This is a genomic window from Bacillus sp. J41TS8, assembly GCF_018333035.1.
GTDB classification, from domain to species: domain Bacteria; phylum Bacillota; class Bacilli; order Bacillales; family Bacillaceae; genus Bacillus; species Bacillus paralicheniformis.
Window position 1 is genome coordinate 1 of record NZ_BORF01000007.1, and the last position, 21262, is coordinate 21262.

Consider the following 21262-nt stretch of genomic DNA (forward strand, 5'->3'; position numbering starts at 1 on the left):
CCTAGCGAAGCTAGGCTAGGGGTGTGGGAGGACTTTTTCTATTTCTTTTATAAAGATGACAAAACACATCAAAACCATTTAAAACAAAAAAGCTTGTAGAAAAACATAGGTTTCTCTACAAGCTGAGAGCCTTCCAGTTAAGGAGGCTCTTCTTTTTAGTTCATGTAGGTGCCGCCGTTAATATTAATGGTTTCGCCCGTTATAAAATCAGATTGATCAGAGGCTAGGAAGGCGACAACGTTTGCGACATGCTCGGGTGAGCCGATCATTTTCAGCGGAATCCGCTCCATGACAGCTGCGCGATACTCCTCGCTCCACTGCTTGCTCATATCCGTTTCAATCGGTCCCGGGCAGACGGCGTTGACATAAATGCGGTGTGCAGCGAGCTCCTTTGCCAAATGCATCGTTAAATAGTTGATGCCTGCTTTCGATGCACCGTAAGCAGGAGAGGCATTGTGATGCGGTGTTTTGCTCGTCGTTGAGCTCATGTTTACAATTTTTCCGCCGCCCTGCATGATCATCTCCGGGATGACAGCCTGACACATGAGAAAGGTGCCGGTTAAATTTAAATCTATCACTCTTTTCCACTCTTCAAGCGATGTATCAATGGTCGTTTTCCGCAAATTAATGCCCGCATTGTTGACCAAAATATCGATCCGCCCAAACTGCTGTTTTGCTTCAGCTATGAGAAGCGAGGCTGTTTCTGGCAAACTGGCATCACCTGCAACATAAGAAGCGCGCTTTCTCTCAGTATTCAATTGTGTGCACAGGGACTTGAGCAATTCTTCGTTTGTCCCGTTGATGACGACATTTGCCCCTTTATCCGCAAGCGTCTCTGCAACAGCTTTGCCGATGCCGCGGCTTGCACCGGTAATAATCGCCGTTTGCTGATTCAATTCCATCCTCATCCCACCTGTCTTTGAATAAAACCGTTTTCATGTCTATTATAAAATTGAGTGTTTCTTTATTCAACAAAACTTTATTTTGATGATTGCTATTCGTTTTTTTGTTTCATAATGGAACAATTCCTGCAGTAGTTAGAAACAGGGTATACTATAGAAACAAGTAATAAAGAAGGGAGAATGAAATGAAACTATACACAAAAACAGGCGATAAGGGAAAAACGAGTTTAATTGGCGGAAAGGCGGATAAAGATCATCTTAGAGTGGAAGCGTACGGCACATTGGATGAAGCAAACAGTTTCATCGGGCTGGCTCAGTCTTATTTAAAAGCAGAAGAAGCGCTGTTTCAAGATGTTCTGTCAGAGTTGACCGCCATCCAGCATGAGCTGTTCGACTGCGGCACTGATTTGGCGTATGTCAATGTTCAGGAAGAAGGCAAGCTCAAGACTGAATCAATCACCATGCTTGAAGAACGAATTGATGCCTATGTCGAGGAAGCGCCGCGGCTGACCAAGTTTATTCTTCCGGGCGGAACAGAAACGGCATCATTTTTGCATGCGGCGAGAACGGTCATCAGAAGAGCTGAACGAAAGATTGTCGCTTTGGCCAAAGAAGAAGACATTCCGCCGCTTGCGCTGCCATACGTCAACCGGCTGTCCGATTATTTATTTGCGGCGGCGCGCATTGTCAATCACCGTCTCGGGGAAGTGGATGTCGAATATGAACGAAGCGCTGATGTATTCCGGACAAAGAAAAAATCATGAATGAGCCATCCGCCAATCGTTATCTAACAGAAATGGGCCGATTGATCAAATCAAGCCGTTTTCCGGCAGGGGAAAACGGCTTTTTGTCGTAAACTTTAAGTAAGCGTTTTCAAAGAGAGGGAGTGTTCAAGTGGTTAATCGGGAGGCAGCTGCTATACGGCTGACGGTTTCGAAGGATGGAGACGGCGAATTTCAAACCGTTCAAGAGGCGATCGATGCTTTGCCTGAGTACAGTCGGGAACAGAAAGTGATATTCATTAAAAAAGGAGTTTACAAAGAAGTCGTTCATATTCCGGCTACAAAGCCGTTTGTGAAGCTGATCGGCGAAAATCGTTACGAGACTGTGATTACGTATGACAACTATGCCGGAAAAGAAAAGGAAGGAGGAGGGAAATACGGCACGACCGGAAGTTCAAGCGTGTTTATTTATGCGGATCATGTTGAAGCCGAAAATTTGACGTTTGAAAACTCGTTCGACCGCACGAAAGTCGACACGACCGATACGCAAGCGGTGGCGGTTTATGCGAAAGGAAACAGGATGACGTTCAAATATGTCAGGTTTATAGGCAGACAAGATACACTGTTTGTCAATGACGGTACACAATATTTTTATCAATGCTATATAGAAGGCGATGTCGATTTCATTTTCGGAGGAGCAAGAGCTGTGTTTGAAGAGTGCCAGATCCATAGCGCTGACCGCGGGTCCGCTACAAACAACGGTTATGTGACAGCTGCGAGCACGCATATCGCAAAGCCGTTCGGTTTATTGATAACAAACTGCAGAGTGACAAGCGATGCCGCAGATGGAACGGTATACCTCGGGCGCCCATGGCATCCGGGAGGAGACCCCGACGCCATCGCCAGTGTGCTATATCACCGCTGCGATTTAGGCGCACACATCAAGCCTGAAGGATGGACGGATATGTCGGGCTTTTCTGCGGCCGATGCCAGATTGTACGAATACGGGAATACGGGTCCGGGTGCGATTTCGCATGAGGCCCGAAGGCAGCTTGCCGATCATGAGGCTGAGAAATGGACAATTGAAAACGTATTGGACGGCTGGAATCCTAAAGTTGAATCATAGCAAGGCAACCTGCAGAAAGACCGCTCTCTCGCTGAGATGAGCGGTCTTTTTATGCGAGCGGGTCCGATGTGCCATACGACCCTGGTCGTACGGCAAAATCAATCTGTGACTCGTTTTGTCGAAGCCTGAAATTGACTATAGTAAAGACATGAACGAGAAAGGAGGAGCAAATATGAATATAAATGGGAAGTCCATCATCGGCTTTTTTCTAATCCTTTTTGGCGTCTCCCTGTTCTTCGGCGGAGGCCATTTCGGCGGATTGGTTACAGGTGCTATTGGAGCATTGCTTCTATTCTATTCCGTGAAAAAATGGAAGGAAGGACGCCAGTTTGCCGCGGTACTGGCCGCGATCTTCGGCATCATGTTTTTGGGAGGGTCATTGCCGTTTCTGATCGGCATCGCGGTTGCTGCAGCGATGGTTTATTTCGGATGGAAAATGATGAAGCAAGATGACAAACAGGATGACATCCTTTATTCAGAGAAAACGGAGCCTTCCGCAGCTTCATATGACACAGGCTTTGATGCAGAGTGGGAAGACTTTTTGAAAAAGAATAAATAATATTTTGGGAGGACGAGATCATGGCTTTAAAAAGAATCAGAGACATGTTTGTCGCATCAGTAAATGAAGGATTGGATAAACTGGAGAACCCACGGGTGATGCTGAATCAATACGTACGCGACATGGAAAGCGATATCGCCAAGGCGAAGCATACCATCGTCAAGCAGCAGACAATTGAACATAGTTTTAAAGGAAAAGTGGAAGAAGCCGAAAAGCTTGCTGTCAAGCGAAGAAACCAGGCTCAGCTCGCTTTTGATGCGGGTGAAGAAGAACTTGCTAAAAAGGCGCTCTCAGAAATGAAGTATTTTGAAGAAAAAGCTGCTGAATACAAGGACGCTCACCAGCACGCGAAAAAGCAGCTTGCTGAATTAAAGGAACAGCTGGAGACACTTGAGGTTAAACTGCGCGATATCAAAGACCGAAAGCATGCGCTGATCGCCAGGGCAAACGCGGTGAAAGCGAAAGAACATATGAATGCATCATTTAATAAAATCGACAGCGAAAGCGCCTACCGGGAATTTATGAGAATGGAAAACCGGATTGAAGAGATGGAAACAAGGGTGAACAGCTATGCTGAATTATCAGCTTCATCAAGCAGCCCATTCGGCCGCCTTGAATATGCAAAAGAAGTGGAAGAAGAGCTGGAAAAAATGAGGGCTAAAAAGACAGGCTTGGAAAAGCAGACACCTGCGGGAAATGCATAAACGAATAGGGGCTCTCACAGCCCCTTATGCAATTTTTGATTTCTTTCAAAGACCATTTTCCTTATAATAAGGAGCATACACTTACTAGCCGAAAGGGTTTTCTAAATGAAAAAAACGGTTGGAAAACTGCTGATCATCGCCGGCATTCTCATCCTTGCAGGCATGATGTTTAATGGGCGTGAAGGCTTTTCTTTCTTCGGCTTCGATGAAGAGTCAGCCCGCACATATCATGCACAGGCGGAAGACATCGATAAAATTGACATTGATGCAAAGAGTATAACAGTCAACATTCAAGCTGAAAACCGCGATGATATAAAAGCCGAGATTTCAGGAAAAAACGTCCGGCTTGATTCGTCCGAACAGGGGCGTACTCTTCAGCTTTCCGCTCATTCGAAAGGCTTTTGGCCGTTTTTCTGGAAGAAAAATGAGCTGATTGTCAAGATCCCTTCTGAATATAAAGATGATCTGTCGATTTCTTCTGGAAGCGGAAATGTCAAACTGTCCGGCGGCGGTCTGCATTTGCGAAATGTAGCCTTAAAGTCGGGAAGCGGCAGCCTCAAGGCCGATGACCTTCAGGCGGAAGACCTTTCTGTAAAAGGGACGTCAGGATCGGTCAGGCTGGAAAACGTTCAAACGGCAGCTGCTGATATCCGCTCCACATCCGGTAATACAAAACTTGAAAATGTCACCGGCAAACTCAGCATCAAACAGACTTCGGGCAATTTGCGCGCTTCCTTTACAGAGATCAACGATTCTCTGAGCATCAAACAGACATCCGGAAACACCAAGCTCAGCCTGCCCGATGATGCCGACATCAGTCTTGAAGCCGAGTCGACAAGCGGAAACATCAGTCATTCCTATTCATTTGACCAAGTCGCCAATGAGAAGCGGACGCTGACTGGAAAAAAAGGAAATGGAAAAAATAAAATCGACATCTCAATTACGAGCGGGAATGTCTCAATTGAGTAATCGACAAGAAGAAAGGGGGCTCGAGTCAGCATGCGTCTTACAAAAAACCAGCTGATCGGACTGATCATCGTACTCTTCGGAATCAGCATATTTTTGCAAAACAGCGGGCTTGGAGACGCGTTATTCTGGCCGCTCGCTTTTCTTTTTGCCGGGTATTTTCTCCACAAATATTCCCGCCGCTGGCTCGGGTCTGTCATGTATATTTTTGCAGGCTTTCTGCTGCTGAAAGACATCTTCAGCATTACATTCAGCCTGTTCGGCTTTTTCTTTGCCGCTTTCTTAATTTATGCGGGGTACCGGCTGGTGACAAATCAGCCGGTATTTGACCGCCATAAGCCGAAAGACAGGGGAAAGGAAAAGGCGGATTTCAAGCCGCTTCAGGAGAAGAACAGCCCTGGCCAGCGCAGCTTCTTTTTCGGTGATGTAAAATTGATGAAAACACCTTTTGACTTAAATGACTTGAATATCTCCGGGTTTATCGGTGACGTGAAAATCGATTTGTCAAAGGCGATTATTTCAGAGGGCGAAAACACCATCGTCATTACGGGGTTGATCGGAGATGTCGATATTTACATTCCGTCCGATCTTGAGGTGTCCATCAGCTCTTCTGCATTCGTTGGAGACATTGACGTCATCGGCGGCCGAAAAAGCGGCATCGGCAATCAAATCTATTCCGAGACAGAGAATTACGAGCAGTCGGCACGACGGGTCAAAATTTCGATTTCGCTGTTTATCGGCGATGTGGATGTGCGGTTCATATGAGAACGAACAGACTTGCAAACATTCAATGGCGCGCCGTCCGCTTATCCCTTGGTGTCAGCTTTACGATTTTTCTTGCTGTATTGGGCTTTATGCTGTTTTATTACCAGCTGGATCCGAGGGTGCTCATCGTTTCCAGGTGGTTCGGGATTCCGTTTATCGCGCTTCTCGCATTGATCAGCGCAGCTGTCGGGTTCGGCTCAGGCTATATGTTCGGCAATCAGCTGAAAAAACGGCTTGAAAAGCTGATCGAGTCTATTCTAAAGTACGAAAACGGCAACTTTGCCTACCGGATTCCATCGCTTGGAGACGATGAGATCGGGCTGGCCGCCGACCAGCTCAATGAGATGGCCGAACGGATCGAAAGACAGGTTGCCTCTTTGCAAAAGCTGTCCAATGAGAGAGCGGAATGGCAGGATCAAATGAAAAAATCGGTGATCTCCGAAGAGCGGCAGCGTCTTGCGCGCGAATTGCATGATGCGGTGAGCCAGCAGCTGTTTGCGATTTCCATGATGACTTCAGCTGTTTTGGAGGGAATCGATGCTGCGGCTGATGAAAAGCTCGCTCAAAGGCTGAAAATGGTCGAAAAAATGGCGGCCGATGCCCAGAATGAAATGAGGGCGCTCCTTTTGCATTTGCGACCTGTTACGCTTGAAGGGAAAGGTCTACAAGAAGGGCTTGCAGACCTTTTGAAAGAATTTAAAGCGAAACAGTCGATCGACATCGATTGGGAGATTGAGGATGCGGGCAAACTTCCGAAAGGTGTGGAAGACCACCTGTTCAGGATCGTTCAAGAAGCGCTCTCAAACGTGTTCCGGCATTCAAAAGCGACAAAAGTCACCGTCAGACTGCTGCTCAGGAACAAACAGCTCCAGTTGAAAGTCATTGACAATGGCGAAGGATTTAAGATGGATGCCGTCAAAACATCTTCGTACGGGCTGAACTCGATCAAGGAAAGAGCCAGCGAAGTCGGCGGAGTGGCAGAAATCATTTCATTTACGGGAAAAGGAACACAGGTTGATGTAAAGGTTCCGATTTTTGAACAACAAAAAGGAGAGGCTTAAAAGGTGATTCGAGTATTGTTAATTGATGATCATGAAATGGTGAGAATGGGGCTGGCCGCTTTCCTGGAATCCCAGCCTGATATTGAAGTGATTGGGGAGGCATCAGACGGAAAGCGCGGCGTTGAATTGGCGCTTGAAACCAAACCCGACGTGATTTTGATGGATCTTGTGATGGAAGGGATGGACGGAATTGAGGCCACGAAAGAAATTTGCCGGCAGCTTGCCGATCCGAAAATCATCGTTCTGACGAGCTTCGTTGATGATGACAAGGTCTATCCGGTCATCGAAGCCGGAGCGCTCAGCTATTTGCTGAAAACGTCGAAAGCGAGTGAAATCGCCGATGCGATCAGGGCTGCGAGCGTCGGAGAACCAAAGCTTGAAGCCAAAGTCGCAGGAAAAGTGTTGTCCAAGCTGAGACATTCAGCCGGCGAACAGCCCCTTCATCAATCGCTGACGGCAAGAGAATTGGAAATCCTCAAACTTGTAGCAGAGGGCAAGACAAACAAAGGTATTGCCGAAGAATTATATATCACCATTAAAACAGTTAAAACGCATGTGACGAACATCCTTTCCAAGCTTGAAGTCGACGACCGGACACAAGCCGCAATCTACGCCCACCGAAACAAACTTGTCGACTGATCAAACAAAAAACAGCTTTCTCAAGAAAGCCGTTTTTCAGCCGTTCCAATATTTTCGATCCTCGGCTGCAGGAAGAGTGAATGAATCTGTTTCAACCGTGCGGGCGGTAAGTTGGGCGGCCTCGTTTTCTTCGCGTGCATGTTCGCCCGCTGTACCGTTTTGGCAAATGATGTCGAGCCGCTCGGCCACTATGGCATTGTGTTTCTCCTGCAAGTCGATCAACTTGCCGATGCCTAGCAAAATGAATCCGCCGATGAAGCAAAAAAACGGAGTGGTGAGGTATGTGCCGATCGTGAAGAAAAGCATCGACTGCGAATCCTCCATAAACGGATCATAGGCGACATCACTGATAATGAATCCGGACAGAATGACTGCCGCTGCAATCAAAAAAATGCCTGTCATGTGCAATATCCGCTTCAAGCTCATCACCCTTTCAAACACATTCTATCAGAAAAACGGGGCGCTATCTGCTTTTTGTCGCACCTTTTGTTCCAAAGTCCTGAATCGTCGCTTTAATATGATAGTCGATATAGGCTTCGCTGAAGTGTTTGTCCCAATTGAATCTGTCTTTTTCCCACTCCTTCGGAAAATTGATCCGCGCATTGTCGGAAAAATCGGTGACGTCCGTTTTGATATCGTGCTGCAGGACATGGATCAGCTGCTCAACCCGCTTTTTGATGTCTTTTTGAACCGATTTCTCTATGTTTTTTATATATTGGTCATTAAAAGAATCCTCTCCAAGATACCAGTCCTCTGACAGCCTTCCTTTAATATTGGCATTTACGACGAATTTGTACTTTCCGTTCTGCCTCATCGCCCGCACGCGGTGGGTCATCGAAAACACTTCATACGAGAACAAATGTCCATCATGCCTTGAGTCGATCACTCCGCCGATGACATTGCCAGTTAATAAATTCAGCGCTTCGATCTGAGACGGCGAAAGGTTTGCATGGTATTTGTTGTTTTTGATCACGGCGCCGCCTTCAAGCTGAAGCTGTCCTTTTTCGATCGCAACCTTCGGCATGATATAAGATAAATCAGACTGCATTTTAATCGAAATATCGTTCAATGTGACGGGCTTGAGCAGCTTGATCGTCGAAGCTCTGTTTTCAGAGATGCTGTGGATCACGTCGGACGCAGGGTCACTTGCACCATCAACCTTCAGTATGCTGTCGGCAGCTCCGGGCGTCATATAGACCTCGCTGCTCCTTCTGATGCTGTTGTCCCTAATAAATTGATTGATCAATGCTTCCAGAGAAATATCGGATACAAGCTCCTCTGAGAAAATCAGGACTTGCAGATGCTGCGAGAATACCGGGAAATTTTTCAAAGCGGTGGAACGGATGGTTTGATGGACCGTGTTTCCGGAGGTGGACACCACTTTAGACGGATCCTGAGCGCTGCCGTCTTGTCCGATCTTTTTAGGAACGAGAAACTGATACGTCAATTTCACCTTTTTATCATCTTCACCTTTATCGAGGGCAAGGCCGATGGCGATGCTAAGCTTTTCGATCTGCCTGCTGTCCCAGCAGCCTGTTAAAAGGAGAAGCAGAGAAAGGGCTGCTAACATTCCCTTTTTTTTCATGAAGAAGTAAACCTCCTTTTGATGGACACGAGCAAAAAGATCATAAGCGGAAGTGCACAGAAGACAACGATAAAGATATATCCAAGGTAGTCGCTGAAGGCGCTGACCTGGTTGGCGTCCCGCGGGACAAGGGATGCTAGATAGATGACAACGCCGATGAAGAGGACGTTTTTTTTCACAGGCCATCCGAATACGTTTTCAAGTCCTGAAGCGGCAAAGTACGTATAGACGACAAACGTTGTGAAAAACTGGATCGTCCAAATGACGAGCAAAAACGATTCGAACCTTTCGATGAAAATCCCTCTTATCTCAAAAGACTGAAACAACGAGATCGTCGGCCATGTCAACGTCATGACCTCAGTCGCGGTCAGCGCCCCGACAACGACCGCAAAGGTGAGGATATATAAGAAGAGCGGTATCCCAAATCCAATCGCCGATGCCTTAAAAAGCTTTTCTTTGTTTTTGACGTATTTCGGCAGAAACATCATCAGCTCCACCCCTAAAAATGAAATGGAAACGACCGTCAAAGCTCTGCTGACCGGCTCCAAACCAAGGCCGAGAACCGGCCGCAAATGGTTCAGCTGAAACATATTCAGGCTCAGTCCGCAGACGATCAGAAGAATGACAATGGTAACGGACAGGAAGAACGGGAATATCTTTGACATATCGCTGATACCCCCGACAACCAAATAAATTGCACAGACGATAAAAGCGAAAATCGTCACGCTCATCGGCGTGAACTGAAGAAGGAAAAACTTTGCCATTTCAGCCATCGCCCTGGCTTCAAAGCTGGCCACGCCCATGAAGTATAAAACGATTAACAGGTTGAGAATATTCCCGATTATAAAGCCGCAGCCTTCTCTTGTGTAATCAAAAAAAGACAGGACGTTGTGTTTTTTAACGATTTTTGCATTGATGTAGATAATGAGAAAAAAGACAAGCCCCTCAAAGATTAATACGATCCATCCGTCCGGCGACAGCGTTTTTTGCGTCAGCGCCCTGGGCAGCGTCAGCAGGCCTGCGCCGAGCATTGTGCTGGTTATGATCGAAGCGGCTTCATACGTGCTAATCCGATCGTGCTGATTTTTTGGATCCATTTTTACGGTTCACCTCCCGAGCTTTTGTTGGCAGACGAATAATGGCTTCATCCGTATGTTTTAAGCTGAAAAAATGGTTCGGGTTAAAATACGGGATGCCGAAGCTTCTTTGCCTGACCAAATGGGTGAAGATGGCGAGCATGCACAATATGATCCCGTAAAGCCCGAACACGGCTGCAGCCACCATGGAAATAAAACGAAGCACGCGAAACGACAGGCCCATGCCGTACTGCGGCACAGTAAATGAAGCAAGGGCGATAATGCTGACGATGATCACCATCACAGAGCTGACGATATTTGCTTCGACCGCCGCCTGGCCGATGACGACGCCTCCCACGAGGCCGATCGTCTGGCCTAGCGGATTGGGAAGCCGCAGTCCCGCTTCCCGTAAGAGCTCGATCGTCACTTCCATAATCAGCGCTTCAAGGAGCGGCGGAAACGGCACATTTTCGCGCGTGCTCGCAATCGTAACAGCGAGAGCCGTCGGCAGCATGCCTTGATGAAAAGATACAAGCGAAATATAAAACGCCGATAGGAACAGGGTGATGAAAATCGAACTGAACCGAAGAAATCTGATCAAGGTCGTGGCGATCCATCTTTCGTAAAAATCGTCCGGGGACTGCATCACCATTCCGAAAGAAGCCGGCACGATCAGGGCAAATGGCGAGTAATCAACAAAAATTGCGATCCGTCCATTAAACAGCGCTGAAGAAACCTTGTCAGGTCTTTCGGTATTCTGGATCTGCGGAAACGGCGAGTACTTATTATCTTCGATTAATTCTTCAAGAACGCCGGTATCTTGAATATCATCCAGCTGAACTTTTTTCAGGCGCTTTTTAAGATCTTTGATGATCGAATCGTCCGCTTTGCCCTGGATATAGAGAATGGTCGCGTCTTTAAACTTGCTCTTGCCGAGCGGGATTTTTTCCACGGTCAGTTCTTGATCCGGGACACGCTGCCTGACCAGGGCCACATTTGTATCGACATCCTCGATAAAGCCGATTTTCGGGCCTCTGACGACGTTTTCCGTATCTACGACTCCAAGACTTCTTTTCTTTTTCTCAGATGTTGGCAGCGCAAAAATAACATTCATGCCATTGATCAAGAGCAGGCACTTTCCTTTGAATATCGCGTTGATGGCGTCTTTTTCTTTTGTAACGGGTTCCGCATTCAGCTTATTTAAACGGAGACGGACATCCTCCAGTGAATAAGAGCTGTCATCCGAGACCAGCAATTTCGCCGCTTTTTGGATTTTCTTATCATCATTCAAATCTTTAAAGTACAAAAAGTAAAAAATGATTCCGTTTTTCAGCATTTTTTTATTTTGAATCAGATCATCGTTATGCTCGAGATGGGGAAGGAGCATTGCGAGATTTTCATGGATGTGTTCCTTGAATTCCGATTGAGTCATGATCGTCACCTGCCCTGGTGTTTCTGGAGTTGTATAGGTTATCTTTTCCTGTTAAAAAAACAATATACTGTGTTACAGTAGTGTTTGGCGAAATTTTCATTGAACAGAGACGGAGTGAGAAAGTTGGCGCAAATCAGGCTTACGGGGAAACCGGAGGAGATTGAACGCATTATTCAATCTTTTTCTAAGCATTATGAGGTTTCATATGTATCGAAAGAATACGGTAAAACAAATCCGAAATATAAATATGCAAAAGATACCCGGGTTTATATTGAGCTAAAATTAAAATAAAGATAAAATTTAAATGGAAGGGTTTTATCGATTTTTATCGAAATATAGAATATTGCAGAATTAGAGAAGGAAGGGATAAGAAAGTGGACTACAGAATTGAAAAAGATACGATGGGTGAAGTCAAGGTTCCCGCGGATAAGTTTTGGGGAGCCCAAACCCAAAGAAGCAAGGAGAACTTTAAAATCGGTTCCGAGAAAATGCCGCAGGAAATTGTGTATGCGTTTGCAATCTTGAAAAGAAGCGCTGCGATTGCCAATGAAAAGCTTGGAAATCTTGAGGCGGAAAAAAAGGAAGCGATTGTTTCCGTATGCGATGATATTTTAGAAGGAAAGTATGACAGCCATTTTCCGCTGGTCGTCTGGCAGACCGGCAGCGGAACACAGAGCAACATGAATATGAATGAAGTTGTGGCAAACAGGGGAACGGCTTATTTGCAGGAAAAAGGATCAAGCCTGAAAATCCACCCGAATGATGATGTCAACCGCAGCCAAAGCTCTAACGACACATTCCCGACAGCTATGCACGTGGCAGCTGTCCTCGCGATTCACGATAAACTGATTCCGGCGATTGACCGGTTGAGAAGCACGCTGCATGAAAAAGCTGAAGCTTTCAAAGACATTGTCAAAATCGGCCGCACTCATTTGCAGGATGCGACACCGCTGACATTGGGACAGGAAATCAGCGGCTGGGTATACATGCTGGACCGCTCTAAAGAGATGATTCTTGAAGCTGCTGAAAAAATCCGCGATCTTGCCATCGGCGGAACTGCCGTCGGAACAGGCATTAATGCCCACCCTGAATTCGGCAGCACCGTTGCCGAAGAGATCAGCGCTCTGACCGGGCAGACATTCAAAAGCTCGCCTAATAAGTTTCATGCGCTGACAAGCCATGATGAACTGACACACGTGCATGGGGCGCTTAAAGCGCTTGCGGCAGATCTCATGAAAATCGCCAATGATGTCAGATGGCTTGCGAGCGGACCTCGCTGCGGAATCGGCGAGCTGCTTATCCCGGAAAATGAGCCGGGAAGCTCGATCATGCCTGGAAAAGTAAACCCTACGCAAAGCGAAGCGCTGACAATGGTCGCATCCCAGATCATGGGGAATGACGCAACGATCGGCTTTGCCGCGAGCCAGGGGAACTTTGAACTGAACGTCTTTAAACCTGTGATTATTTACAACTTCCTCCAATCCGTTCAGCTTCTTGCCGACGGCATGAATTCATTCCATGACAAGTGTGCTGTAGGAATCGAACCTAATCGGGAAACAATTGAGAAGAACCTGACCAACTCTCTCATGCTGGTTACGGCTCTAAACCCGCATATCGGATACGAAAATGCTGCGAAAATCGCGAAGCTGGCTCATAAAGAGGGGCTGACGCTGAAAGAAGCGGCTCTCAAGCTGAACCTTTTGACAGAGGAGCAGTTCGACGAAGTTGTTAAACCTGAAGAAATGGTGAAACCGAAAGCATAATCAACAAACCGGCTGCATGCATTGCAGCCGGTTTTGTTTTGCGGATCATCCGTGCGGATGGTGCATGTCTTTTTTGAGCAATTCGGCGAGTTTGTCCGTTTCTTTTCGAATCGCGGGATATTCCTTCAAGTTGGCTATCATGCCTTTGATAATGGCGTTTTTGCGTTTTTCTTTTCTAAGCTCTTTCTCCAGAATATCCAGGCTTTCGGCAAGGTCTGCAGGAGGAGCGCCGTTGTACTGCTTGTTCGCTTTGACGCGCATTTCATTGAGCAGGGCGTCCTTCAGCGGATCAAATGTGTAAAATGGGCCGAACCACTCGTCTGCTTTTTCGAATGGGATCAGCGGCTGGTCATTGCGCTTGATCATCCCCTTCGCCAAATCGTCGAGGCGGTTCAGCATGTGGTCGGCGAGAGACTGCAGGTCGAACGAATGGTGCAGCAAAATCATCAGCTCAAGGTAGACATCGCTCATTCCGTTGATCATAAAGCACAGTTCGGCGCTGTACGGTTCAATGTCTTTGCCGTAAATGTTCTGGATGTTTTCGATGTGCAGCCTGAGCGTGGTTCTCCGCATTTTTTTCGCAAACGCCTCAATTTCTTCATTGATCGGCATCGACCGCTCATTAAACTGCATCGTGATAAACTCTTTATGCTCCAAAATGTTTTCGAAAAAAACGACGAGCTGCATCCGGTACACATCGCGCGGATGGTCATGCTCCGTTTTGATTTTCTGGATTCGGGTAAAGATTCTTTCATAGTAGTAGTGAAGGACTGAAAGGAGGAGCGCTTCTTTTGATTTAAAATAAATGTAGAAAGCGCCTTTTGACATTTGGCACTCTTTTGCAATCTCTTGAACTGAAGTAGAACTGTATCCTTTTTTAGCGAAAAGTTTGATGGCTGTTTCAATAATGACTTTCTCTTTTTGTTTCATAGCTTTCACCTTCCTGAAAGATCGAACCCAAAAGCGGCTTTCGGCGGACCGGGGTGACTGGCGGGTCACTTTTTTTGCTCCGTTATATTTTTAACTAGATTGTAACTTGTTTTTTTGTTTGATATTATTTATATTATAAAGTAAGGTGACCGAGTGGTCAAAATTTGCGGAGAAAGGGTGAAGGTTGATGAAAGAAATCGATGACATGATCAGGCGCCTGCGCAGCAGGGGAATTAAGGTGGACAAAGTTAAATATCCAAAGCATGTCCTGTGCGAAAAGAAATGGATGAAAAAGCCAAAAAACACAGTGAAGCCGAGCTACCGGGATTTCAACGGCTATTCGTTTATATGAAAAAAGACTGCAGCGTCTACAGTCTAATTTCTCGGAACGGATATTGAGTAGCACACACCGGTTTGATCATTCCGAATGGTCATGTCAGCATGGTGGAGCGTTAAGATTCGTTTAACGATGCTGAGTCCAATGCCGAATTCGCCTTTCTTCCCTTTATTAAAAGGCTCATACAGGCTGGAAAGCATCTCTTCTTCAATGTGCGGTCCGTCATTTTTAATGGTGATCAACGTATGTTCTTTCGTCGACCTGACGCTGATGTCAATGAATGTCTCCGCATAGCGGATCTGGTTTTCAAGAACGTTTTCCAACAGCTTGCTCCATTGTTCTTGATCGCCCGTCAACATTGTTTCCTCTTCAAGATCAATCTTCCAGTTCAATTCTTTTTTGGACCATCTCAAGCGTTCAACAACTTCTTTAATGACCTCTTGTATATCAAAAGTTCCGTACTGTCTTTCTTGTCTCAGCAAATAATCAAGCTTTGTCAGATAAAGAAGATCCTTGATTTTCTTTTCAAGTTTTTCAGCTTCGCCTTCAATGACTTCAATCGTGTTTTCCAAATCTCCTTTAGGGTAGATGCCGTCTTTGATCGACTGGGTATACCCGCGGATGACCATGACCGGCGTTTTCAGGTCGTGGGAGATGTTTTGCAGGAGCGTGCGTTCTGTCTCATCTTTCTGGATGAGCTTTTGCCGCATGTCTTCAATGGTGTGCCCCAGCTTGCCGATTTCGTCTTCCCTGTCGACAATCACGGGATCATCCCAATCCTGTTTAGAGATTTGTTTGACGTGCTTTTCAAGCGTGACGAGCGGTCTTGATAAATATTTCGCCAGCCAAATAGAAGGAATCCAGCTCAGCAAAATGACGACGATCAAAATAAACAGCAGCTGCTTAAACAGCGTATGAGACAAATCGTCCCTGTATGAATCAAGCGCATAGGATAACAACAGAAACGTCTGGTCCTGGGTCTGGATTTTTTTGAGCACAAAGAAAACGTGCTCTCCGTTGACATTCTCCGAATACCTTTTCGATGACTCGTCCTGCCTTTTCCCGAGCTTCTGCACCTTCTCGATAAATGAATCGGGGAGAATCTGCGGGCTCTGATAGACGGTTCCTTTCTCAGGCAGCAGGACGTGCTGAACGTGGCGGTTTGTGCTTCGCGAGCCGCTGCTTCCGCCGAAGCCTCTTTCCGGTGAATCGGAAAATCCGTATTCCGTCAGAACATGCTGCTCATTTTCAATGTTTGTATAAATTTCATCAGTGAAAAAGTTCTGCAGTGTCGTCGAGAATAGAAACGTCAGCAAAATCGAGACCGTTAACAGGATGCCGCAAATGACACTCCAAATTTGAAAGGCGAGCGACCTGTTCTTCATGATTTCAACATCCTGTAGCCAAACCCGTAGATGGTTTCCACTTTCAGTTCGGGCATTTTCTTGCGCAGCCTTCTGACAAGATCGTCGACGACGCGGTCGGTTCCGAAGTAATCGTCTCCCCAGACGCTGGTGAGAATATCCTCCCTTGAAAAGGCGCGGCCCTGGTTGTTTATAAATAGAAGCAGAAGATCAAATTCCTTTGACGTCAAATTGATCATGCTGCCATTTTCATAGACTTCTCTCAAGTCTTCATAGACTTCATAGCAGGAAACCGGCGTTCCTTTTTTCTTCTCAGGCGGTTCTTCTTTATAAATCAGCTTGAGCAGCTTTTGCACGCGGATGATCAGCTCCCTGGGGAGAAACGGCTTAGATATATAGTCGCTGCTGCCCAGTTCAAGCCCCAGCACTCTGTCAATGTCGGCATCGCGCGCAGAAATAAAAATGACGGGGACTTCCGGATCTTGATTTTTTATTTCTTTTATTAGCGTATACCCGTCGATATCTGGTAACATGATATCGAGAATCCATAAATGAGGTGACTGGCCTATTTTTTGCCTGGCGCTTTCACCGTTTAGAAAAGAAGTGACGTGCCAGCCTTCACTCTCTAAGTATTTTGTCAGCAATTCATTTAAATTCTCTTCATCTTCAACTAGATAAATGGAGTATGACAAGGGCGGTTCACATCCTTTCTACGTCATTATACTAGTTTTAACATAAGTCTGGTCAATTTTCATAATTTCACATATTCTTTTCATTTTTATCCCACAATGTTTTCGTAACATATTCATCAGGGAAGAAAGGGAATGAAAACAGAGTGAACGATGGCCGGGTCTCTTTTTTTGTGGATGTTAAAGCTTTAATGCCATTTGCGATAGTTGAAGACAAGAAAAATAAAGGAAGTGTACGCTTATGGATTTTAGACGCGATGACGAACAAAAACATGCAAATGAAGAGCAGTTTCACGAAGAAGCGCAGACGCCGCAAACGGCAGGTTCTGAGGAGCAGCAGTCAGAACAGCCGGCAAAGGAGCCCGAGCTGATTTTAAAGAAGGATACAGACGATCAGTCAGATCTTACGAATAAAGAAACCGCTGCAGCCCTGGAAGATGCCAGGGAAACGAGAGCGGCAAAAGAAAAGCGGCGCAAGGCTTCGTGGCTGAGCCCGATTTTGGGCGGGATCATCGGAGGCGGCTTGGTGCTTGGAATCTCCCCGTATCTGCCGGGCGATCATCCGAGCGAAACTGCCGGAACCGGACAGACAGAGCCAAAGCAGTCGCAGAATTTCACCACAAAACCTGTCACAAACGCAGATAACGTACCTGATATGGTGGAAGATTTGGAGCCTGCGATCGTCGGAGTTTCAAATATTCAAACGAGCTTCGGCTTCTCTGAAGACGACGTGGAGGAGAGCGGCACGGGATCAGGCGTCATCTTTAAGAAAGACGGCGGCAAGGCCTACATTATCACAAACAACCATGTCGTTGAAGGCGCCTCGAAGGTGACCATCTCCTTATACAACGGAAAGACCGCGGATGCCAAGATTATCGGCAGCGACGCTTTGACTGATCTGGCTGTTTTAGAGATCAGCAGCAAAGGCGTTGATAAGGTTGCAAGTTTCGGAGACTCCGCAAAACTGCGCGCCGGCGAAAAAGTAATTGCGATCGGGAACCCTCTCGGCCTTCAATTTTCAAGAACGGTTACAGAAGGCATCATCAGCGGTGTCAACCGGACGATTGAAGTCTCAACATCTGAAGGGAATTGGGATATGAACGTCCTTCAGACAGATGCGGCGATCAACCCTGGAAACAGCGGCGGGCCTCTGATTAACAGCAGCGGGCAGGTCATCGGCATCAACAGCCTGAAGATCAGCCAAAGCGGTGTTGAATCGCTTGGCTTCGCGATTCCGAGCAACGATGTTCAGCCGATCGTTGACGAGCTTTTGGAAAAAGGGAAAGTGGAACGGCCTTTCCTCGGCGTGCAAATGATCGATATGCAGCAGGTGCCTGAACAGTACCAGCAAAATACGCTCGGCCTATTCGGAGACCAGCTTAATAAAGGCGTGTACATCGATAAAGTATCGCCGAAATCGCCTGCGGCAGACGCGGGTATGAAAGCCGGCGACGTCATCACCAAAATGAACGGCAAAAACGTCGAAACCACTTCAGATCTCAGAAAAATTCTTTATACTGAAGCAAAAGCAGGAGATACCGTCACATTTGAGGTGCTGAGAAACGGAAAGCAAACAACAATGAAAGCAAAGCTTGCGAAAAGCAAATCATAAATAAAAGCCATGGCGTCTGCCATGGCTTTCAGCGTGTCGCCAAACCCTCGCATTCGTTGTCAAGCCTGCGCGTCGGTGCTCACGAATAGAGGAAGGATCGGCGGCTAACCGCCTAGGCGTCCTGCCTAAACGCCGCCGTCATCACATCCTGTGAAAGTCAGCTTCCGATGCTCGGCTTTCCTAGACTGCAAGGGTTGAGGGTCACGCTGAAAGTATGACAAAATCCCAAAACGGCTTTTAGTTTTGGGATTTTGTCAACAATCTGAAGCCATGGCGTCTGCCATGGCTTTTTCATATTACTTGTCCAAAAATGAAGAAAGCATCCAAATTTGCTTATCAATTTCCTCTGTCAGGGCGATATAAAGGTCAGCAGTAGAATGGTCTGATTTGTCTTCCGCCAGTTCTATGGTATGCTGAATTTCATCGCGGATTTGACGGTAATCGCTGACAAGCGCGGAAACCATTTCTTCGGCCGTTTTTTCGGATCCGTTTTCCTCGATTGTGCCGTGGTCAAGGTATTCTTTCATTGTGGCGAGCGGCTGTCCGCCGATGGCCAGCAAACGTTCCGCGACCACATCTGCTGTTTCTGCGGCATGGTTGTAAAGCTCTTCGAATTTTTCATGAAGGGTAAAGAACTGCGGCCCTTTTACATACCAGTGAAAACGGTGAAGCTTTGTGTAGAGGATGAACCAGTTGGACAAATTCGTATTCATTGAGTTTTCAAGTACAGGATTTTGCTGTTTTAATTGTTGAGAGATCATGTGATATTTCCTCCTCGTGTTTTTCATTTGTTAATTATATTATAACAAATATAAAATTAAAATCAATACTAAATTATAATTATTTTAAATAACCTTATTTAAACAAATTTTTTATGACCGCGCGTTCCCAAATCCGCCATGGCAGGACGTTGTGGAGGAGGATCAGGAGGGGGACGCCCCTGCCGATCGGATAGCGCAGTCTGTTCAGCCGCTTTTTTACCGCGAGGCGGCAGATCAGTTCAGCCACATCATCAGGGTTTCCGTAATGTTTGCGACTAGCCGCAATATAGGCGGAGATCCGCTCAAAATATGTACTGTACCGTGATTTGGCTTCAGGTGCAGTGACCTGGGCGGCAAACGATGTCTCCCAAATCGCCGTCTGATACGATCCCGGCTGGACGACGGCCACATCGATCCCGAATGGGCGGAGTTCGAGGCGGAGGCTTTCTGAAAAGCCTTCAACCGCATGCTTTGATGAAGCATATGCCGAGAAAGCGGGGAAAGCGATCCGCCCGCTGATGCTGCTCAAATTAATGATTTTGGCGCCGCTGTGTTTCTTCATATAAGGAAGGATCGCTTTCGTTACCGCCATCAGGCCGAAAACATTTGTCTCATACTGTTTTCTGTAGTCGTCAAGAGAAAGATCTTCAGCAAATCCGCCGTATGCTGTTCCGGCATTATTGACGAGAACGTCTATCTGTCCGTACCGTTTCAGCTCTTCGGTAAATGATGAAATCGATTGTTCGTTTGTGACATCTAGTTCAGCGACGGCAATCGATGAATCGATTGAAAGCTCCGCTATGCGGTTCCGCAAAGCTTCCGCTTTTTCTGGATGGCGCGCCGTTGCGATTGACGAAATGAGTGCCGGCGAGTTTTAAAGCGGTCAATAAACCAAATCCGCTCGTCGCGCCTGTTACGATGGCGATTTTATTGTTCAATGAGTTTCCTCCATTCAAAATTTTGGCTTGTTGACAAAAAAAGGCTTGTCAGCGGCAGTTTATCATTGATAAAATTTAAAAAGTGCTAAAAGACCTATTTTTTATAAAAAAACGCAAGAGAGAAAGAAGGCAGGGTGACACGATGAATGTTAAACGATCCCTCCTGTTCATTATTGTACTATGTCTGACGCTGCTTTTTCATAGCTCGGCTCAAGCAGGAGAAAAAAACAAACCGGAAATTAAAAGCGTTTCCGCCATATTGATCGATGGGAAATCGGGGCAGGTCCTCTATGAAAAAAACAGCCGCAAAAAAATGTACCCGGCCAGCATTACAAAAATTGCCACGGCGATTTATGCAATAGAAAACGGAAATTTAGAAGATCGTGTGAAAGTCAGCAAAAATGCCGCTCAAACGGAAGGATCAAGCGTATATCTGGAAGCGGGGGAGTCGGTTCCATTAAAACGGCTGCTCCAAGGGCTCTTGATGAATTCGGGAAATGACGCAGGAACGGCGATCGCCGAACATCTCAGCGGAAGCGTGAAACAGTTTGCGGATGATGTGAACGCGTTTATTGCAGAGCATGCCGGAGTGCATGACACTCATTTTGTGAATCCTCACGGACTGTTTGACAAAAATCATTATACGACGTCCGCCGACATGGCGAGAATTACCGAGTACGCCATGAAAAACAAAACGTTTCGAGCGCTTTTTTCGGAAAAACAAACGGCTTGGCACGGACAGACGTGGGACACGACGCTGAAAAACCATCACCGAATGCTGACGGGTGAGATTCCTTACAAAGGAATAACCGGCGGCAAAACAGGATTTGTGGATGAATCAAAGCATACCCTTGTCACGACGGCAACGCGGGGCAGCCTTGATTTAATCGCCGTCGTCATGAAGGTCGATAGCAAGAAAATGATGTACAGCGATACAAAAACGCTTCTGGATGAAGGATTTCACAATTATGAGACACAAGAACTCAAAAAGGGAGAGGCGTTTACCGACCAGAACGGGACGAGCCATGAGCTGAAAAACCCTTTATACGTGACGAAAAAGAAAGGCGAAGCCCTGAGTGAAAATGTAGACAGCGACGGAATCCTGAACATTAAAGGGGAGGACGGCAGGCTGCTTCAGGCTTTGCAAATCGCAGAACCTTTCAGCGCAAAAATAGCAAGCGGCACAGATGGTGTTCAAGGCCAGCCGCAAAGTAAAGGCGGATTGTTTTTATTTGTGTTCGGCCTAATCGGTTTATTGACGGCCAGCTATGCGGTCAAACGGATGAGGCAGCTGTAATATGATCAGGGAAGAGGCGCGCCGGCTCACAAGC

General features: G+C 46.6%; 22 protein-coding genes and 1 pseudogene. 13 read left to right on the forward strand and 10 right to left on the reverse strand.

The annotated features are described in order from the left end of the window. Positions 1-155 precede the first annotated feature (155 nt). Positions 156-902 carry an SDR family NAD(P)-dependent oxidoreductase gene (locus KI350_RS11025; RefSeq protein WP_020452903.1) on the reverse strand — a complete coding sequence of 249 codons (747 nt, stop codon included), beginning with the start codon at positions 900-902 and terminating at the stop codon, positions 156-158. A 185-nt stretch (positions 903-1087) separates the two neighbouring features. Between KI350_RS11025 and KI350_RS11030 the strand changes: the two genes are divergently transcribed. From KI350_RS11030 to liaR, 8 genes are all read left to right on the forward strand, one after another. Continuing rightward, positions 1088-1666, forward strand: a complete 579-nt coding sequence (locus KI350_RS11030) for a cob(I)yrinic acid a,c-diamide adenosyltransferase (protein ID WP_020452902.1) — start codon at positions 1088-1090, stop codon at positions 1664-1666. A gap of 130 nt (positions 1667-1796) precedes the next feature. Next, the gene (locus KI350_RS11035; RefSeq protein ID WP_003185134.1) at positions 1797-2750 is read left to right on the forward strand and encodes a pectinesterase family protein; all 954 of its coding nucleotides are present in this window, start codon (positions 1797-1799) and stop codon (positions 2748-2750) included. 172 nt (positions 2751-2922) lie between these two features. Beyond that, positions 2923-3309 (forward strand): protein liaI, encoded by a 387-nt coding sequence (locus KI350_RS11040; protein WP_003185133.1) that lies wholly within the window; start codon positions 2923-2925, stop codon positions 3307-3309. A 20-nt stretch (positions 3310-3329) separates the two neighbouring features. Next, on the forward strand, positions 3330-4013 hold the full coding sequence (gene liaH / locus KI350_RS11045; RefSeq protein ID WP_009329563.1) for a stress responsive protein LiaH: 684 nt from the start codon (positions 3330-3332) through the stop codon (positions 4011-4013). A 105-nt stretch (positions 4014-4118) separates the two neighbouring features. Continuing rightward, a complete protein-coding gene (gene liaG / locus KI350_RS11050) occupies positions 4119-4982 on the forward strand; it encodes a LiaG family protein (RefSeq protein WP_003185131.1) in 864 nt (287 codons plus the stop codon). Between the two features lie 30 nt (positions 4983-5012). After that, on the forward strand, positions 5013-5744 hold the full coding sequence (gene liaF / locus KI350_RS11055) for a cell wall-active antibiotics response protein LiaF (RefSeq protein WP_003185130.1): 732 nt from the start codon (positions 5013-5015) through the stop codon (positions 5742-5744). After that, entirely contained in the window at positions 5741-6805 is a 1065-nt protein-coding gene (liaS, locus tag KI350_RS11060; protein ID WP_020452901.1) for a two-component system sensor histidine kinase LiaS, read from the forward strand. Before liaF ends, liaS begins: the two co-directional genes overlap by 4 nt. 3 nt (positions 6806-6808) lie before the next feature. After that, the gene (gene liaR, locus KI350_RS11065) at positions 6809-7444 is read left to right on the forward strand and encodes a two-component system response regulator LiaR (RefSeq protein ID WP_065643736.1); all 636 of its coding nucleotides are present in this window, start codon (positions 6809-6811) and stop codon (positions 7442-7444) included. A 36-nt stretch (positions 7445-7480) separates the two neighbouring features. On the opposite strand, the gene KI350_RS11070 is transcribed toward liaR, so the two are convergent. From KI350_RS11070 to KI350_RS11085, 4 genes are read right to left on the reverse strand one after another with little or no spacing between them, the layout of a single operon-like run. Next, a complete protein-coding gene (locus KI350_RS11070; RefSeq protein WP_003185122.1) occupies positions 7481-7864 on the reverse strand; it encodes a hypothetical protein in 384 nt (127 codons plus the stop codon). 43 nt (positions 7865-7907) lie between these two features. Further along, complete coding sequence (locus KI350_RS11075; RefSeq protein WP_020452900.1) at positions 7908-9029, reverse strand: Ger(x)C family spore germination protein; 1122 nt, start codon at positions 9027-9029, stop codon at positions 7908-7910. After that, positions 9026-10126, reverse strand: coding sequence for an endospore germination permease (locus tag KI350_RS11080; RefSeq protein ID WP_003185118.1), 1101 nt, complete (start codon positions 10124-10126; stop codon positions 9026-9028). The genes KI350_RS11075 and KI350_RS11080 overlap by 4 nt, the downstream gene beginning before the upstream one ends. Next, a complete protein-coding gene (locus tag KI350_RS11085) occupies positions 10095-11537 on the reverse strand; it encodes a spore germination protein (RefSeq protein ID WP_025809849.1) in 1443 nt (480 codons plus the stop codon). The genes KI350_RS11080 and KI350_RS11085 overlap by 32 nt, the downstream gene beginning before the upstream one ends. 123 nt (positions 11538-11660) lie before the next feature. Between KI350_RS11085 and KI350_RS11090 the strand changes: the two genes are divergently transcribed. Continuing rightward, the gene (locus KI350_RS11090; protein WP_003185114.1) at positions 11661-11828 is read left to right on the forward strand and encodes a YvzF family protein; all 168 of its coding nucleotides are present in this window, start codon (positions 11661-11663) and stop codon (positions 11826-11828) included. An 83-nt stretch (positions 11829-11911) separates the two neighbouring features. Beyond that, complete coding sequence (gene fumC / locus KI350_RS11095; RefSeq protein ID WP_003185111.1) at positions 11912-13300, forward strand: class II fumarate hydratase; 1389 nt, start codon at positions 11912-11914, stop codon at positions 13298-13300. Positions 13301-13345: 45 nt separating this feature from the next. Here the strand turns inward: fumC and KI350_RS11100 are convergent, their stop codons facing one another. Further along, positions 13346-14230, reverse strand: a complete 885-nt coding sequence (locus KI350_RS11100) for a TetR/AcrR family transcriptional regulator (RefSeq protein WP_020452897.1) — start codon at positions 14228-14230, stop codon at positions 13346-13348. A gap of 187 nt (positions 14231-14417) precedes the next feature. On the opposite strand from KI350_RS11100, the gene spxO reads away from it, so the two are divergent. After that, entirely contained in the window at positions 14418-14582 is a 165-nt protein-coding gene (gene spxO, locus KI350_RS11105; RefSeq protein WP_009329558.1) for an anti-adapter protein SpxO, read from the forward strand. 23 nt (positions 14583-14605) lie between these two features. Here the strand turns inward: spxO and cssS are convergent, their stop codons facing one another. After that, positions 14606-15952, reverse strand: coding sequence for a two-component system sensor histidine kinase CssS (gene cssS, locus KI350_RS11110; protein ID WP_003185106.1), 1347 nt, complete (start codon positions 15950-15952; stop codon positions 14606-14608). Beyond that, positions 15949-16623: a two-component system response regulator CssR gene (gene cssR / locus KI350_RS11115; RefSeq protein WP_009329557.1), complete on the reverse strand. Its 675-nt coding sequence runs from the start codon at positions 16621-16623 to the stop codon at positions 15949-15951. The genes cssS and cssR overlap by 4 nt, the downstream gene beginning before the upstream one ends. Positions 16624-16861: 238 nt before the next feature. Here cssR and KI350_RS11120 point away from each other — a divergent pair, with 238 nt between their 5' ends. Then, the gene (locus KI350_RS11120) at positions 16862-18232 is read left to right on the forward strand and encodes a S1C family serine protease (protein ID WP_003185101.1); all 1371 of its coding nucleotides are present in this window, start codon (positions 16862-16864) and stop codon (positions 18230-18232) included. A 296-nt stretch (positions 18233-18528) separates the two neighbouring features. Here KI350_RS11120 and KI350_RS11125 read toward each other — a convergent pair whose 3' ends face one another. Continuing rightward, positions 18529-18993, reverse strand: a complete 465-nt coding sequence (locus KI350_RS11125; protein ID WP_043927172.1) for a Dps family protein — start codon at positions 18991-18993, stop codon at positions 18529-18531. Between the two features lie 94 nt (positions 18994-19087). Then, positions 19088-19931: pseudogene (locus tag KI350_RS11130) on the reverse strand (SDR family oxidoreductase). Positions 19932-20073: 142 nt separating this feature from the next. Between KI350_RS11130 and KI350_RS11135 the strand changes: the two are divergent. Beyond that, positions 20074-21228 carry a D-alanyl-D-alanine carboxypeptidase family protein gene (locus tag KI350_RS11135; RefSeq protein WP_212930478.1) on the forward strand — a complete coding sequence of 385 codons (1155 nt, stop codon included), beginning with the start codon at positions 20074-20076 and terminating at the stop codon, positions 21226-21228. Positions 21229-21262: the final 34 nt, after the last annotated feature.

Excerpts from the sequence above, each read along its gene's own strand:
- cssS (WP_003185106.1), bottom strand. The coding sequence starts at position 15,952 with ATGAAGAACAGGTCGCTCGCCTTTCAAATTTGGAGTGTCATTTGCGGC.
- KI350_RS11030 (WP_020452902.1), top strand. The coding sequence starts at position 1,088 with ATGAAACTATACACAAAAACAGGCGATAAGGGAAAAACGAGTTTAATT.
- liaH (WP_009329563.1), top strand. The coding sequence starts at position 3,330 with ATGGCTTTAAAAAGAATCAGAGACATGTTTGTCGCATCAGTAAATGAA.
- KI350_RS11100 (WP_020452897.1), bottom strand. The coding sequence starts at position 14,230 with ATGAAACAAAAAGAGAAAGTCATTATTGAAACAGCCATCAAACTTTTC.
- KI350_RS11080 (WP_003185118.1), bottom strand. The coding sequence starts at position 10,126 with ATGGATCCAAAAAATCAGCACGATCGGATTAGCACGTATGAAGCCGCT.
- KI350_RS11025 (WP_020452903.1), bottom strand. The coding sequence starts at position 902 with ATGGAATTGAATCAGCAAACGGCGATTATTACCGGTGCAAGCCGCGGC.
- liaG (WP_003185131.1), top strand. The coding sequence starts at position 4,119 with ATGAAAAAAACGGTTGGAAAACTGCTGATCATCGCCGGCATTCTCATC.
- spxO (WP_009329558.1), top strand. The coding sequence starts at position 14,418 with ATGAAAGAAATCGATGACATGATCAGGCGCCTGCGCAGCAGGGGAATT.
- liaS (WP_020452901.1), top strand. The coding sequence starts at position 5,741 with ATGAGAACGAACAGACTTGCAAACATTCAATGGCGCGCCGTCCGCTTA.
- KI350_RS11085 (WP_025809849.1), bottom strand. The coding sequence starts at position 11,537 with ATGACTCAATCGGAATTCAAGGAACACATCCATGAAAATCTCGCAATG.
- KI350_RS11135 (WP_212930478.1), top strand. The coding sequence starts at position 20,074 with ATGAATGTTAAACGATCCCTCCTGTTCATTATTGTACTATGTCTGACG.
- liaF (WP_003185130.1), top strand. The coding sequence starts at position 5,013 with ATGCGTCTTACAAAAAACCAGCTGATCGGACTGATCATCGTACTCTTC.
- KI350_RS11075 (WP_020452900.1), bottom strand. The coding sequence starts at position 9,029 with ATGAAAAAAAAGGGAATGTTAGCAGCCCTTTCTCTGCTTCTCCTTTTA.
- KI350_RS11040 (WP_003185133.1), top strand. The coding sequence starts at position 2,923 with ATGAATATAAATGGGAAGTCCATCATCGGCTTTTTTCTAATCCTTTTT.
- KI350_RS11120 (WP_003185101.1), top strand. The coding sequence starts at position 16,862 with ATGGATTTTAGACGCGATGACGAACAAAAACATGCAAATGAAGAGCAG.
- KI350_RS11125 (WP_043927172.1), bottom strand. The coding sequence starts at position 18,993 with ATGATCTCTCAACAATTAAAACAGCAAAATCCTGTACTTGAAAACTCA.